Raw genomic sequence first — 14078 nt, forward strand, 5'->3', positions numbered from 1 at the left:
TATCGGGCCACCCCCGCCCGCCTACCTTCGGACCCATGGGAAGCGGGGACCGGACGACGCTGGTGAGGATCTGCGACCAGGCAGGCCGGCCCCGGGGCACCGGATTCCTGGCCGACGACCGGGGCACCGTCGTGACCAGCCACCAGGTCCTCGACGGACTGGCACCGGGCGGTCCGCTCCTCCTGCACGGGGCGGACGGCGTCCCCCGCCCGGTGGACCCCGAGTCCGTCGTCCCGCTGCCCGCCCTCGGCCTCGCGCTGCTGCGCACCGGGGACACCGCCGCCCTCGGCCTGGAACCCCTGCCCGTCGCCGCACCCGAACGCGCCGAGCCGGGCGCGTACGTCCACATCGCCGCGCACGGCATCCGCCAGGCCCGCGTGCTCGGCACCACCCCGGCCACCTACCCCACCCGCGACGGCCGAGCGCACCCGGTGGCCGCCGTGCTGGAACTCGCCGTCGGCACCGACGGCCGGGACGCCCTGCGCTCCGGCGGCGCAGCCGTCGGCGGCCCCGTCACCGACCCTCGTACCGGAGCCGTCCTCGGCGTGCTCTGCCCCGCCCTGCGCACCGACCACGAGGCGGCCGGGCTCGCCCTGCTGCTGCACCCCGGCGACGGCGGCCCGCTCGACGAACTCCTCCGCCGCAACGCCCGCACCGTCCCCGGCTACGGCCGAGACCTCAACCTCGCGGGCGTCCTCCGGCTCACCGCCACCTCGTTCGGCACGGCCCGCTCCCCCCGGCAGGGCCCGCACCCCGTCGAACCCGTCGCCCGCGAGGACGTCGCGGCCGAGCTCGCCGCCTTCGAGAGCGGTACGGCGACCGTCCTCGGACTCGTCGGCGCACCCGGCACCGGCCGCACCACCGAACTCGCCGCCCACGCGGCCCGCCGCGCCGGCTCGGAAGGCTGCGCGCCCACCCTCCGGCTGCGCGGCGCCGACCTGCTCGCCGACGACCACTCGGTGGCCGACGCCGTCGCCCGGACCCTGGACCGCTCCGCCCGCCTCGTGCACGCGGCGGACGACCCGGGAGGCGAGGACACCGCGGCGGGAACCACCCCCGAGCGGATCGCCGCCCTCGCCGCCGACGCCGGACGCCCGCTGCTCGTCCTCCTCGACGGGCCCGAGGAGATGCCGCCCGCCCTCGCCCACCGGCTCGCCGGATGGACCTCCGCCACCGCCGGCTGGCTCCGCGCGCACGAGGCCCGCATGGTGGTCGCCTGCAGCCCCGAGCACTGGGAGACGGCGGGCGCCCTCCACCCGCCGGGCGTCCTGCACCGCCCCGCGCGCCCCGCCGTCGGCCTGCCGCCCGGCCTGCTCCTCGGCGACCTCGACGAGGAGCAGGCGGCCCTGGCCCGGGAGCGGTACGGCCTCGCGGACGGGGCCGTCGCCGCCGGCCACGACCGCCATCCGCTGACCCTCGCACTCCTCGCCGGACTCCGCTCGGTGCTGCCGCCCGACGTGCCCGGCACCCCGGACACCGAGGACGTCTTCTCCGCCCACCTCGACCTGGCCTGCGCCCGGGTGGCCGCACGGATCGCGGCGCCCGCCGATCCCCCCATGAGCGGACCCGCCGTACGCAGGCTCGCCGCGCGGGTGGCGGGCCAGGTGCACGAGGCGGCCCGCCGGTGCCTGGGGCCCGGCCAGGGGGAGCTCGACCCGGCCGCCTTCGAGGAACTCTTCCCCCGGCGCACCGGCTGGGCCTGTGCCGTCCTGACCGAGGGCCTCCTCGTCCCGGCCGGCGAGGGCTACCGCTTCGCCCACGAGGCCGTCGGCGACTGGGTGCAGGGCGCCCACCTCGACCTGGACGCCGCCCTGACCTTCCTGGTGCACCGCTGGCACGCCGACGAGCGGCCCGCCGCCACCGGGACGGAGAGCGGCCCGGCCCCCTCGAACCACCTGTCCGTGCCCCGCCACCGCATCGGACCGGTCGTCCAGGCGATGCTGCTGGCCGGCCGGCGCCACGGCGACGCCGCCCTCGCGCACCGCATGGCCGACCTGATCGAGGCGCTCGACCGGCTGGGCGCCCGTGCCCGGGACGGCTGCCCCTCGCGCCCCGGCCACGAGGACGCCGCCTGGTGGGCGGCCCGGCTGCTGCGCGAGACGCTGCTCAAGGTCGCCGACGCCCGCCCGTACGCCGGAGTGCTGCGGGTGCTCGCCGGGCGGATCACCCGGGCGGCCGGGCCGGACTGTGCCGGTCCGGGCGGGGCGTACACCGCGTTCGGCCCGTGGTTCTGGCGGCGGCTGCGGCTGCCCGTGGAGGACCGGGTCGACCTGCTGCGGCTGCTGATGCCCGCCCACGGGGGGCCCGGGCGCGACGGCGAGGAGGGCTTCCTCGACGCGGTGGACCACCTGCTGACGGCGGCCCCGGCGGCGGTGCGGCGGATGCTCTGCGGCTGGTTCACCGACGACCGCCCGCTCCGCGCCGACGGCTCCGGCGGTCCCGGCGACTCTGCGGACGGTCACCCGCCCCGGCGGCCCACGGTGGCCACCGCCGCGCAGACCCTGCTGTACGCCCGCCGCGACCTCGCCCCGGACGACCTCGCCGACGCGCTCGTGGACACCCCGCACCCGTGCGCCGCCGACCTCCTCCTCGCGCTGGCCGAGGACGAGCCGGCCACCCTGAGCCGCGCGGTCGCCCGCTGGGCCCGGGACGACGAGCGGCCCGAACGCCGCGCCGCCGCCGCGCGCTACGCCGGGGCCGTCGTCGGCCGGGTGGAGGCGGCCGAGGACCGGGCGCTGCTGCGCGCCGCCGCCCTCGCCCTGCTGGGGCGGACGGAGGACGCCCCGCTGCACGGCCCGGCGCTCGCGCTCCTCGTCCGCGACCCGCAGACGCGGGACCGGTGGCTGCCCCAGGCGCTGCGGGCCTACGCCCAGGGCGCGCCGGGCCTGCCGACGGCCCTGGTCGTCGAGGCGCTGCCGTCCTCCCCGCAGCCCGTGCTCGCCGCCCTCCGCGGCCGGCTGTCCTGTCCGGGGGAGGAGGCGGGCAAGGCGCTCGCCGAGCTGGCCGCCCTGGACCTCCCGGCGCTCTCGCTGCACACCGCCGGACTCGTCCGCACCTACCTCCAGCACTCCGGGGACGGCGGGGGCTCCGCCGGCGCACGGGTCGCCGCCCTGGTGGACCAGCGGCTCGAACAGGGCGCGGCGGCCCGCGCACTGCTGCTCCCCCTGGTCGCCTCGCTGCTCCGGGACCCGCCCGCGCCCGCCCCGGTCCGCGCCGCGCTCGCCCGGACCCTCGGCTCCGGGGGCAGCCCCGCCTCCCGGCCCGCGCGCGCCGAACTGCTGGAGACGCTGATGGAGTACGAGCAGACCACCGGGCGCGACCCGGATGTGCTGCACGCCCTGCTCCGGGCGGCGGCGGCCGGTTCGGCCCGCCGCCCCGAGCCCCGGACCCGCGCGCTGGTGCACCGTACGGGGACGCTCCTCGTCCGGTCGGCCGAGGGCGCCGAGCGGTTCGACCGCGAACTGGTCGCCCTCGCGTCCGCGGTGCCGGGATTCGCCCCGATGGTCTGCCGTTGGCTGGCCGCCGCCCCCGAGGAGTGGGCGGCCGTGGTGGGGCCCGACGCCCGGGCCGCCCTGGAACGGCTGGCGGCCTCCCGGCGCACGATGACGGTGCCGATGCAGGCGACCGGGCAGGAGCATGGCAGTCTTAAGCCTGCGTAATCTACATAACGCATGTAGATGCAGACTCGGGCGAGGAGCGGTCACGGTGCAGTGCTGGCGCGGCTTGGAGGACATCCCAGAGGACTGGGGACGCAGCGTCGTCACCATCGGGTCCTACGACGGGGTGCACCGAGGGCACCAGCTGATCATCGGCCGGGCCGTGGAACGCGCCCGTGAGCTGGGTGTCCCGTCCGTCGTGGTGACCTTCGACCCGCACCCCAGCGAGGTCGTCCGCCCCGGCAGCCACCCGCCGCTGCTCGCCCCGCACCTGCGCCGCGCGGAGCTGATGGCGGAGCTGGGCGTCGACGCGCTGCTCATCCTGCCGTTCACGTGTGAGTTCTCGAAGCTGGCACCGGCCGACTTCATCGTGAAGGTGCTGGTCGACCGGTTGCACGCGCGCACCGTCATCGAGGGCCCGAACTTCCGGTTCGGCCACAAGGCGGCGGGCAACGTCGAACTCCTCGCCGAACTCGGCTCCACCTACGACTACACCGTCGAGGTCGTCGACCTGTTCGTCAGCGGAGAGGTGGGCGGGGGCCTGCCGTTCTCGTCCACGCTGGCCCGCCGGCTGATCGCCGAGGGCGACGTCTCCGGCGCCGCCGAGATCCTGGGCCGTCCGCACCGGGTCGAGGGCATCGTGGTGCGGGGTGCGCAGCGCGGCCGGGACCTCGGCTTCCCCACCGCCAACGTCGAGACGGTCCCGCACAGCGCGATCCCCGCCGACGGCGTCTACGCGGGCTGGCTCGACGTGGACGGCGAGTGCATGCCCGCCGCGATCTCGGTCGGCACCAACCCGCAGTTCGACGGCGTCGAGCGGACCGTGGAGGCGTACGCCATCGGCCGGGTCGGCCTGGACCTGTACGGCATGCACGCGGCGGTCGGCTTCCTCGCCTACGTGCGCGGGATGCTGAAGTTCGACTCCATCGACGACCTGCTGGTGGCGATGGCCGCCGACGTCGAGCGGTGCACCGAGCTGATCGACGCGTACGAGGCCGAGCGCGGCGCCTGACCGCGCCCGGCCTCCGTGCCTACACCGGAGCCGGAGCCGGCTGCTCCCCGGCGGTCGCGCGGGCCCAGTGACAGGCGACCTGCCCGGCGCCGCCGCCGTCGAGCAGCGGCAGATCCCGCGTACGGCACGCGTCCGCCACCCCCGCCCGCTCGGCCTCGCCCGAGGCGAACACCTGGCAGCGAACGTGGAACCGGCATCCCCCCGGCACGTTCGAGGGGTCCGGAGCCTCGCCGGACAGCACCACCGGCTCGCCCGGCGCCTCCGGCAGCACCGACAGCAGCGCCTTGGTGTACGGATGCCGGGGAGCCGTCAGGATCTCCTCGACGGCCCCGGTCTCCACGATCCGCCCCAGATACATCACCGCCACCCGGTCCGCGATGTTCCAGGCGAGCCCGAGGTCGTGGGTCACGATCAGCGCGGAGAGCCCGAGTTCGTCCCTCAGCCGCAGCAGCAGCGCCAGGATCTCCCCCCGCACCGAGGCGTCCAGCGAGGCCACCGGCTCGTCGGCGACGAGGAGTTCGGGCTCCAGCACCAGCGCCCCGGCGATGACGACGCGCTGGCGCTGGCCGCCCGACAGCTCGTGCGGGTAGCGCAGGAAGAACCGCTCCGGGGGCCGCAGCCCGGCCCGGGAGAGCGCCCCGGCCACCGCCGCGGTCTCGTCGCCCCGGTGCCCGTGGATGCGCAGTCCCTCCGCCACCGCGTCGTACACCGTGTGGCGGGGGTTGAGGGAGCCGCTGGGGTCCTGGAGCACCAGCTGGGCGCGCTTGCGGTAGGCCTTCATCGCCCGTGCCGAGGGGTCCAGAGGCCGGCCCTCGAAGGTGATCCGGCCCGCGGTCGGTGTCACCAGGCCAAGCAGGGAGCGGGCGAGCGTGGTCTTGCCGCACCCCGACTCGCCGACCAGGGCCACGATCTCGCCGGGCCGGATGTCGAGCGCCACTCCGTCCACGGCCCGCGCGGGCGCGGCCCCCCGGCGGCCGGGGAAGGTGACCTCAAGCGCCTCGGCGCTCAGCAGGGGAGCGGTCGGTGGGGGAGTGGTCGGCGGGGGAGTTTCGGGCACGGGGGTGGTCGTCATGGGGTGCTCCTCGCTTCCTCTGCCCCGGGCTCGCTCGCGCCCGGGGCCGTACCGGTGTCCTCGGGCTCTTCCGCGGCGGCGGGTACGACCGGATCCCCGACGGGCGCGGGTCCGGTGTCGGGGGTCGTCGCCGGGGCCACCAGGACGCAGGCCGCGCGCCGTCCGGGCCCGGCGTCCCGCAGCCACTGGTCCTCCTCGGCGCAGGAGTCCAGCGCCGCCGAGCACCGTGGGTGGAAGGCGCAGCCGGAGGGCAGCGCCGCCGGGTCCGGCGGGTCGCCGGGCAGTCCGCGCGGGGCGTGCCGCGAGGCGGGGTCGCCGATGCGCGGGAAGGCGGCGGAGAGCGCCGCTCCGTACGGGTGGCGGGCGTGCCGGTACACGTCCTGGGCCGGGCCCTCCTCCACGACCCGGCCCGCGTACATCACGGCGAGCCGGTCGCAGGTGTCGGAGAGGACCGCCAGGTCGTGGCTGATCATGACGAGGCCGAGGTCCTGGTCGGCGACGAGCTGTTCGATCAGCCGGAGGATCTGGGCCTGGATCATCACGTCGAGCGCGGTGGTCGGTTCGTCCGCGACGATCAGCCGGGGGTCGCAGGCAAGCGCCATGGCGATCATGACCCGCTGCCGCTGGCCGCCGGAGAGCTCGTGCGGATAGGCGGCGGCCCGCGCCGCCGGCAGCCCCACCTGTTCGAGCAGCTCACCGGCGCGGGTACGGGCGGCGGCCGGGGTGGCCCGCTTGTGCAGCAGGATCGGTTCGGCGATCTGGTCGCCGACCCGGTGCACCGCGTTGAGGGAGTGCATCGCCCCCTGGAAGACGATGGACGCGCCCGCCCAGCGCACCGCCCGCAGGCGGCCCCACCTCATCGTCAGGACGTCCTCGCCGTCCAGCAGGATTTCGCCGCTCAGCTTGGCCGACGCGGGCAGCAGCCGCAGCAGCGCGAGCGCCAGCGTCGACTTGCCGCAGCCGGACTCCCCGGCGATGCCGAGCTTCTGCCCGGCGTCGACGCGCAGGTCCACCCCGCGCACGGCGGGGACGGCCGACGGCCCGGAGCCGTAGGTGACACGGAGGTCGCGCACCTCCAGCAGGGGCGCCGGTGAGGTCGCTGTCATGCTGGTCCGTTCCTCGGGAGTGCTCAACGGGCCACCCCCAGCTTGGGGTTGAGCACGGACTCGATGGCCCGGCCGCAGAGGGTGAAGGCGAGCGCGACGACCGCGATGGCGAGTCCGGGCGGGGCGAGGTACCACCAGTTGCCCGAACTGACGGCCCCGGCCTCCCGGGCGTCCTGGAGCAGCCCGCCCCAGGAGACGACCGTGGGGTCGCCGAGGCCGAGGAAGGCGAGCGTCGCCTCGGTGAGGATCGCGGTCGAGATCGCCAGGGTGGTCTGGGCGAGGACCATCGGCATGACGTTGGGGAGCACATGACGGCTCATGACGTGGCCGTGGCCGCCGCCGAGCGCCCGGGAGCGCTCGATGTACGGGCGGGACTCCACCGAGAGCGTCTGGGCCCGCACCAGCCGGGCCGTGGTCGGCCAGGTCGTCACGCCGATCGCGAGGACGGTGGTCCACAGCGACCGCGACAGCACGGTGGCCAGCGCGATGGCGAGCACCAGGGTCGGCATCACCAGGAACCAGTCGGTGACCCGCATGGCCACCGTTCCGTACCAGCCCTTGAAGTGACCGGCGGTGACGCCCACCAGGGTGCCGATGGCCACCGAGAGGAAGGCGGCGAGCAGCCCCACGGTGAGCGAGACCCGGGCGCCCCAGAGCAGCAGCGCCAGCAGGCTCCGGCCGAACTGGTCGGTGCCGAGGGGGAACCGCGCGCTCGGCGACTCCATGGGCCCGCCGGGCGCTTCGGTGACGCTCTTGGAGTCGGCCCCCACCAGCAGCGGAGCCGCCAGCGCCAGCACGGCGATGACCACCAGCACGGCGAGCCCCGCCACCCCGGCCCGGTGCGTCCGGTACTGCGCCCAGAAGCGGGCGGCGGCCCGCCGCCTGCGGGTCCACGCCAGTGAGCGCGGGCTGCTGCCCGGCCCCAGCGCGTCCGTCGAGGTCGTCATCGGCCCACCCGGGGATCGAAGAGCGGATAGAGCACGTCGGCGAGCGTGTTCATCAGGATCACCGCAGCGGCGAAGAGGAAGAACAGCGCCTGCACCAGAGGCAGATCGGGCACGCTCAGTGCCTGGTAGAAGAGACCGCCGAGGCCGGGCCAGGAGAACACGGTCTCCACCAGGATGGCGCCGGCGACCGTGTTGCCGAGGTTGACGAAGAGCAGGGTGACCGTCGGCAGCATGGCGTTCGGCACCGCGTGCTTGCGGCGGACCTGGTCGTCCCGCAGCCCCTTCGCGCGGGCCGTCGTCAGGTAGTCGCTGCCCATCTCGTCGAGCAGCGAGGAGCGCATCACCAGCAGGGTGCGGGCGTACTCCACCGCCACCAGCGTGAGGACGGGCAGCACCAGGTGGTGCGCGACGTCCAGCACGTAGCCGAAGCCGGACGAGTCGCCGGACTCCATGCCGCCCGTCGGGAAGAGCCCGGGAATCGGGCCGATGCCGACCGAGAGCGTGATGATCAGCAGCAGTCCGAGCCAGAACGACGGCACGGAGTACAGGGTCAGCGCGAACGCCGTGTGGAAGCGGTCCCCGAAGGAGCCGTTGCGCCACGCGGAGCGGGAGCCCAGCCAGATGCCGATCGCGGTGTAGATCACGAACGCGGTCCCGGTGAGCAGCAGCGTCGCGGGCAGCGCCTCGGCGATCTTGTCGACGACCGGGGTGCGGAACTGGTACGAGGTGCCGAAGTCGCCGGTCAGGGCGTTGCCGCAGTACTGCGTGAACTGCCGCCAGAGCGGCAGGTCGAGGCCGAACTCCCGCCGCATCGCGACGATCTGCTCGGTGGTCACCTGACGTCCGCCGGTCATCTGCTTGACGGGGTCGCCGGGGATCAGCCGGAAGAGGAAGAAGCTGGTGACGAGGACGGCGAAGAGCGAGACGGCCGCGCCGGCCAGCTTGCCCGCCGCGTAGCGGAGGTAGGCGGTGGTGGAACGGGCGCGCGGACCGCGGACCGCCGGCCCGGCCTGGGCCGGACCGGCGGTTCCCGCACTCTCCGCGCCCGCCGGGCCGAAGCCCGGCAAGGGAGTGCTGTCAGTGCTCATCGGTTATTCACGGTCCTCCGCGGTGGAACGGCGACGCAGGGCGAACAGCAGTCCGCCACCGGCCAGGACGACGACGGCGATGCCGACGCCGACGAGTACCCCGGTGGAGCCGCCCGAGTCCGAGGAACCGCTCGCCGAGGCTGCCGGGACCGCCGACCACCAGCTCCAGTAGCCGTCCTGGCCGTAGATGTTGCCCGCGTCCGAGGGCATGGTGGTGATGGAGGCGATCTGGTCGGTGCGGTAGGCCTCCACGGCGTTCGGGTACGCCATGACGTTCATGTACCCGGTGTCGTACAGCCGCGACTGCATGTCCTTGACGAGGGTCGCGCGGGCGGCGGGGTCGTACTCGGCCAGCTGCTTCGCGTAGAGGTCGTCGAACTGCGGGTCGCAGATGAAGTTGTCCGTGGCGGCCGTTTCCTTGGCCTTGGCGGGCAGGGCGCCGCAGGTGTGGATGGAGAGGACGAAGTCCGGGTCCGGGTTGACCGACCAGCCGTCGAAGGCGAGGTCGTACTCACCGGCGTACCAGGGGTCCGAGACGTTGTCGAGGCAGTCGACCTTCAGGCCGACACCCAGGTCGCCCCACCACTCCTGGAGGTACTTGCCGACGGCCTTGTCGTTCGGGTCGGTGGCGTGGCAGAGGATGCGCAGGTCCAGCGGCTTGCCGTCCTCGCCCACCCGCTTGCCTTCGGCGTTCTTCTTGTACCCGGCCTGGTCGAGCAGGGAGGCCGCGCGGGCGGGGTCGTAGCTCAGCTGCTGCCCGGCCGCGGGCTGCCACTGGTACGCGGAGAAGCGCGGCGGGATGTACCCCGCGCCCTCCACCGCGTGGCCCTGGAAGACCTTGTCGATGATGGTCTTGCGGTCGACGGCGAGGAAGAGCGCCTGGCGGACCTTCTGGTCGAGCAGCGCCGGGTTGCCGTCGCCGAACTTCTTGCCGTCCTTGGTGCGCGCGCCCGGGTTGGTGGCCAGCGCGTAGAAGCGGCGGCCGGGGCCCTCGTTCACCTTGATGTCCGGAGCGGTCCTGAGCGAGTCGGCCTGAGCGGGCGTCAGGCTCGGGCTGCCCGCGACGAAGGAGACCTCGCCCTTGCGCAGCGCGGCGACGGCGGCGTCCTGGTCCTTGTAGTACCGGAACACGATCTCGTCGAACTTGGGCGAGCCGCGCCAGAACGTCTTGTTGGCCTTGAGCTTGACGTAGCTGTCGACCTTGTAGTCGGTCAGGATGAACGGTCCGTCACCGACGATGGGGAACTTCGTGTCGTTGTTGAACTTCGAGAAGTCGGCGACGTCCTTCCAGACGTGCTCGGGGACGATCGGCACGTCGAGCGCGGCCATCGTCGCCTGCGGCTTCTTCAGGGTGACGACGAGCTTGTCCGGGCTGGGCGCGGTCACCTTGTCGAAGTTGGTGACGAAGGAGCCGTTGGCGGTGGCCGCTCCCTCGTCCTTCATCATCGTGTTGAAGGTCCACGCCGCGTCCTCGGCGGTGACCTTCTCGCCGTCCGACCACTTCGCGTCGGACCGTATGGTGTACGTCCACGTCAGCTTGTCCGCGGAGGGTTCCCACGCGGTGGCGAGACCCGGGACGGCGTGGCTGTCCTTCGGGTCATAGTTCGTCAGGTAGTCGTACATGAGCCGCAGGACGGTGGTGCTCAGCAGCCGCTGCGCCAGGAACGGGCTCAGCGAATCCACGCTCTGGGCGACCGCGACCGTGAGGGTCGTCTTCCCGGAGTCGGCGTGGGCGGGTGAGGCGGCGAGCGGAGCGGGCGCGCCCGGGACGAGCGATCCGGCGGCGAGAGCCAGCGCGGCGGCACCCGAGGCCGTGAGGAGGCGCAGACGATGGCCTGGCCGGGTGGAACGGACGGGACTTCTTGTGACCATGGGACGTCGACCTCGCGTCATGACTCGCTTGTGGGGAGGCGGGTAGAGCAGTGGTTCGCCAACTGGTGAAGCGAAGGTTTATCAGCGGCGGCCAACTGGAGTCAACGGTCGGCGAAACGGCGTGTGGGCTGCGGGAATACGCAAAAGGCCCGCACCGTCACAACGGTGCGGGCCCTCATTGGTCTAAACCACTTCGGCCTACTGGCGGGGCGGCGCGGGCGGCGGCTGCTGCCATCCCGGGGCGGGCCACGGGCCGTCCGGGCCGGGCGGACCCGGCTGCTCGGGCTGTCCTGCCTGGCCAGCCCGCCCCTCCTGCGGGGGCGGTCCGCCGTACGGCTGCGGGGGCTGGGGCGGCCCCTGCTGCCAGCCGTTGTCCGGCTGCGGCGGGTAGGACTGCGGCGGGTACGGCTGCTGCGGAGGCTGCTGTCCCCCGTACGGCTGCTGCCCGCCGTACGGCGACGGGGGCGGCTGCTGTCCCCCGTACGGCTGCTGCGGATACGGCTGTTGGGGGTGGGGCTGCGGCGGGTACTGCTGGTGCCCGGGCATCGGCGGCGCGTACTGCGGCGGCGGGTTCTGGCCGTCGGCGGTCCACAGGCCCTGCTGCTGCTGGGCGCGGGCGAAGTCCTCCGCGACCAGCGCGGAGAGGTGGAAGTACGCCTCGCGGGTCTTCGGCCGCATCATGTCCAGGTCGACCTCGGCGCCCGCCGCCAGGTGCTCGTCGAAGGGGACGACCACGACACCCCGGCAACGCGTCTGGAAGTGCTGGACGATGTCGTCCACCTTGATCATCTTGCCGGTCTCGCGAACCCCGGAGATGACCGTCAGGGAGCGCTGCACCAGGTCGGCGTACCCGTGCGCGGAGAGCCAGTCCAGCGTGGTGGACGCGCTGGAGGCGCCGTCCACCGAGGGCGTGGAGATGATGATCAGCTGGTCGGCGAGGTCGAGCACCCCGCGCATCGCGCTGTAGAGCAGACCGGTGCCCGAGTCGGTGAGGATGATCGGGTACTGCTTGCCCAGCACCTCGATCGCCCGGCGGTAGTCCTCGTCGTTGAAGGTCGTGGAGACCGCCGGGTCCACGTCGTTGGCGATGATCTCCAGCCCGGAGGGCGCCTGCGAGGTGAAGCGGCGGATGTCCATGTACGAGTTGAGGTACGGGATCGCCTGGACCAGGTCGCGGATGGTCGCCCCGGTCTCCCTGCGCACCCGTCGGCCGAGCGTCCCGGCGTCCGGGTTGGCGTCGATGGCGAGGATCTTGTCCTGCCGCTCGGTGGCCAGCGTCGAGCCCAGTGCCGTGGTCGTCGTGGTCTTGCCCACGCCGCCCTTGAGACTGATCACGGCGATGCGGTAGCAGGAGAGCACCGGCGTCCGGATCAGTTCGAGCTTCCGCAGCCGGTCGGCCTCCTCCTTCTTGCCGCCCAGCTTGAACCGGTTGGCGGGGGAGGGGTTCCGGCTGCTCTTCGCCTTCTGCTTGCCCCGCACCAGCCGGTCCGAGGAGAGCTCCACGGCGGCGGTGTACCCGAGCGGGGCGCCGGGCACCGAGCGCTCACGCTGATCGTGCGTGACCGGGGTGGGCCAGGCACCGCCGGCCCGGGGATCGACGGGCTGCTGCGGGGGCTGTCCCTGCTGGGGTACCTGGGCCTGCTGGGGCGCTTGGCCCTGCTGGGGCACGAGGCCCTGGGGAGCGTACGGGTGCTGGGGGGCGTACGGATGCTGGGGCTGCGGGGGGCCCGGCGGGTAGCCGTAGCCCGCCTGCGCGTCGGGTGCCTGCGGCGGGAGCGGAGCCGGCGGCTGCGGGGTGAGCGGCGGCTGAGGGACCTGCGGAGGCTGTGGGAACCCGTAGCCGCCCTGCTGGGGCACCTGCGGGGGCAGCTGACCGCTCTGGGGCGGGTACGGCTGGTACGGCCCCGGCGCCTGCGGGAAGCCGTAACCGCTCTGCCCGTACGGCGCGTTGGGCTGCGACGGCAGGGGAGCCGGAGGCAGCGGAGCCGGCGGCAGAGGGGCCTGCGGCGGCTGGGGGGCCTGCGGGAAGCCGTAGCCTCCGGCCGGGCGGTCGGCGGAGTGCGGCCACTGGGGCGCCGGCTCCGGGGCGTTGGGCTGAGGCCCGGCGGGGTGGAACGCGGGCGGCAGCGGCGGCAGCGCGTTCGGCGGCTGCGCGGCCGGAAGCGCGGGGGACCACGGGGTGGCAGACACGTCCGCCGAGGCCGAAGTGGCCTGAGCGGCAGAAGTGGCCGACGCGTCCGGAAGGCGCGCGTCCCTGGGTGCGGAGTCGGCGGGCGTGGAGTCGGAGGGTGCGGAGTCGACGGGCGCGGACTCGGTGAGGGCCGGGACCGAGGGGGCGGCGTCCGCCGGGCTCACGTCGGTGGGGCTCCCGGTGGGACTCCCGGGGCTCTCCGCGGGGTTGCCGTCCGGGGCCGGGGAGTTGGCGGATTCGGTGGTGTCCGGCCCGGTGCTCTCCGACCGGGTGCTCTCCGGCCCGGTGGTGTCCGCCGGGGTCGCGTCCGGGCCGGTCGCGTCGTTCCGCGCCGGCTCGGCGTCGGGGACCTCGGGGGTATCGGACGGCTCGAACGCCTCGGGGGCGGGCGGGAGCGCGGGGGGCGTCGGCGCGGGAGGCGCCGGCGCGGTGAACGCGGGCGCCCCTTCCGGACCGCTCGTGGAACCACCGGCTCCGGCGTCGGCGGCCGGCGCGTCGGTGCCCGTACCCGTACCCGTACCCGTACCCGCACCGGCGGCGGCTGCCGCGGCGGCGGCCTCGGCGTCACGAGCGGCGAACTCCCGCTTCAGCGCCGCCGCCGAGAAGCGCATGGTGGTACCGCTCTCCACGTCACCGCCGCCGAACGGCGGCGGGGTGACTCCGGCGCTCGGCACGGACTCGACCGGGGCCGGCGGCGCGGGCTGCACGGGAGGCGCCGGCTGTACCGGAGGTGCGGGAGGGGCGGTCGTCCAGGCGCGCTCGAACCCGCCCTGGGACGGCAGCCCCGGTACGGAGAGCGGAGACCCGTGCGGGGGCGGCGGAGTGGGAGGCGTGCCGGAGCCGGTGGTTCCGGAGCCGCCCGAGGTGTCGCCCGCCGCGTTCTGCGTGTACCAGGCGGGCGGGGTGTAGTCGATGGTGAACTCACCCGTCAGCTCGGCGGGATCCGCGTCGGACGACTCGTCGCCGGGCGTGTTCCATCCCTCGCGCATCTCGTCCCGATCGCTGTTCACTATGCCTCCTGGTGTGGTCGAGCACCCCTGTGCCGTGGTGGGTGGGGGCGACCGTCTCCCGTTGTCCGATACGCCCGGCTCTTCCTCCGGGGACGCGCACCGCACGCCCGAAGGTACCGCGACA

Annotated in this window: 8 protein-coding genes; 2 read left to right on the forward strand and 6 right to left on the reverse strand. The window is 74.5% G+C overall.

Going from position 1 to position 14078, the window contains the following annotated elements:
- Nucleotides 1–35: 35 nt before the first annotated feature.
- Nucleotides 36–3659: a trypsin-like peptidase domain-containing protein gene (locus ACFWEE_RS25625; RefSeq protein ID WP_386892484.1), complete on the forward strand. Its 3624-nt coding sequence runs from the start codon at nucleotides 36–38 to the stop codon at nucleotides 3657–3659.
- Nucleotides 3660–3705: 46 nt separating this feature from the next.
- A complete protein-coding gene (locus tag ACFWEE_RS25630; RefSeq protein WP_386892486.1) occupies nucleotides 3706–4668 on the forward strand; it encodes a bifunctional riboflavin kinase/FAD synthetase in 963 nt (320 codons plus the stop codon).
- 19 nt (nucleotides 4669–4687) lie between these two features.
- Here ACFWEE_RS25630 and ACFWEE_RS25635 read toward each other — a convergent pair whose 3' ends face one another.
- The 6 genes from ACFWEE_RS25635 to ACFWEE_RS25660 all read right to left on the reverse strand — a co-directional run bounded on the left by ACFWEE_RS25635 (nucleotide 4688) and on the right by ACFWEE_RS25660 (nucleotide 13954).
- On the reverse strand, nucleotides 4688–5740 hold the full coding sequence (locus ACFWEE_RS25635) for an ABC transporter ATP-binding protein (RefSeq protein ID WP_386892487.1): 1053 nt from the start codon (nucleotides 5738–5740) through the stop codon (nucleotides 4688–4690).
- Nucleotides 5737–6846, reverse strand: coding sequence for an ABC transporter ATP-binding protein (locus ACFWEE_RS25640; RefSeq protein WP_386892489.1), 1110 nt, complete (start codon nucleotides 6844–6846; stop codon nucleotides 5737–5739). Before ACFWEE_RS25640 ends, ACFWEE_RS25635 begins: the two co-directional genes overlap by 4 nt.
- A 23-nt stretch (nucleotides 6847–6869) precedes the next feature.
- Nucleotides 6870–7793, reverse strand: a complete 924-nt coding sequence (locus tag ACFWEE_RS25645; protein ID WP_386892491.1) for an ABC transporter permease — start codon at nucleotides 7791–7793, stop codon at nucleotides 6870–6872.
- The gene (locus ACFWEE_RS25650; protein ID WP_386892492.1) at nucleotides 7790–8881 is read right to left on the reverse strand and encodes an ABC transporter permease; all 1092 of its coding nucleotides are present in this window, start codon (nucleotides 8879–8881) and stop codon (nucleotides 7790–7792) included. The genes ACFWEE_RS25645 and ACFWEE_RS25650 overlap by 4 nt, the downstream gene beginning before the upstream one ends.
- Nucleotides 8882–8884: 3 nt before the next feature.
- The gene (locus tag ACFWEE_RS25655) at nucleotides 8885–10753 is read right to left on the reverse strand and encodes an ABC transporter substrate-binding protein (RefSeq protein WP_386892493.1); all 1869 of its coding nucleotides are present in this window, start codon (nucleotides 10751–10753) and stop codon (nucleotides 8885–8887) included.
- A 198-nt stretch (nucleotides 10754–10951) separates the two neighbouring features.
- On the reverse strand, nucleotides 10952–13954 hold the full coding sequence (locus ACFWEE_RS25660; protein WP_386892495.1) for an SCO5717 family growth-regulating ATPase: 3003 nt from the start codon (nucleotides 13952–13954) through the stop codon (nucleotides 10952–10954).
- Nucleotides 13955–14078 lie beyond the last annotated feature (124 nt).

Source organism: Streptomyces sp. NPDC060184 (assembly GCF_042728795.1).
In the GTDB taxonomy this organism is placed as follows: domain Bacteria; phylum Actinomycetota; class Actinomycetes; order Streptomycetales; family Streptomycetaceae; genus Streptomyces.

Excerpts from the sequence above, each read along its gene's own strand:
- ACFWEE_RS25650 (WP_386892492.1), bottom strand. The coding sequence starts at position 8,881 with ATGAGCACTGACAGCACTCCCTTGCCGGGCTTCGGCCCGGCGGGCGCG.
- ACFWEE_RS25655 (WP_386892493.1), bottom strand. The coding sequence starts at position 10,753 with ATGGTCACAAGAAGTCCCGTCCGTTCCACCCGGCCAGGCCATCGTCTG.
- ACFWEE_RS25640 (WP_386892489.1), bottom strand. The coding sequence starts at position 6,846 with ATGACAGCGACCTCACCGGCGCCCCTGCTGGAGGTGCGCGACCTCCGT.
- ACFWEE_RS25625 (WP_386892484.1), top strand. The coding sequence starts at position 36 with ATGGGAAGCGGGGACCGGACGACGCTGGTGAGGATCTGCGACCAGGCA.
- ACFWEE_RS25645 (WP_386892491.1), bottom strand. The coding sequence starts at position 7,793 with ATGACGACCTCGACGGACGCGCTGGGGCCGGGCAGCAGCCCGCGCTCA.
- ACFWEE_RS25635 (WP_386892487.1), bottom strand. The coding sequence starts at position 5,740 with ATGACGACCACCCCCGTGCCCGAAACTCCCCCGCCGACCACTCCCCCA.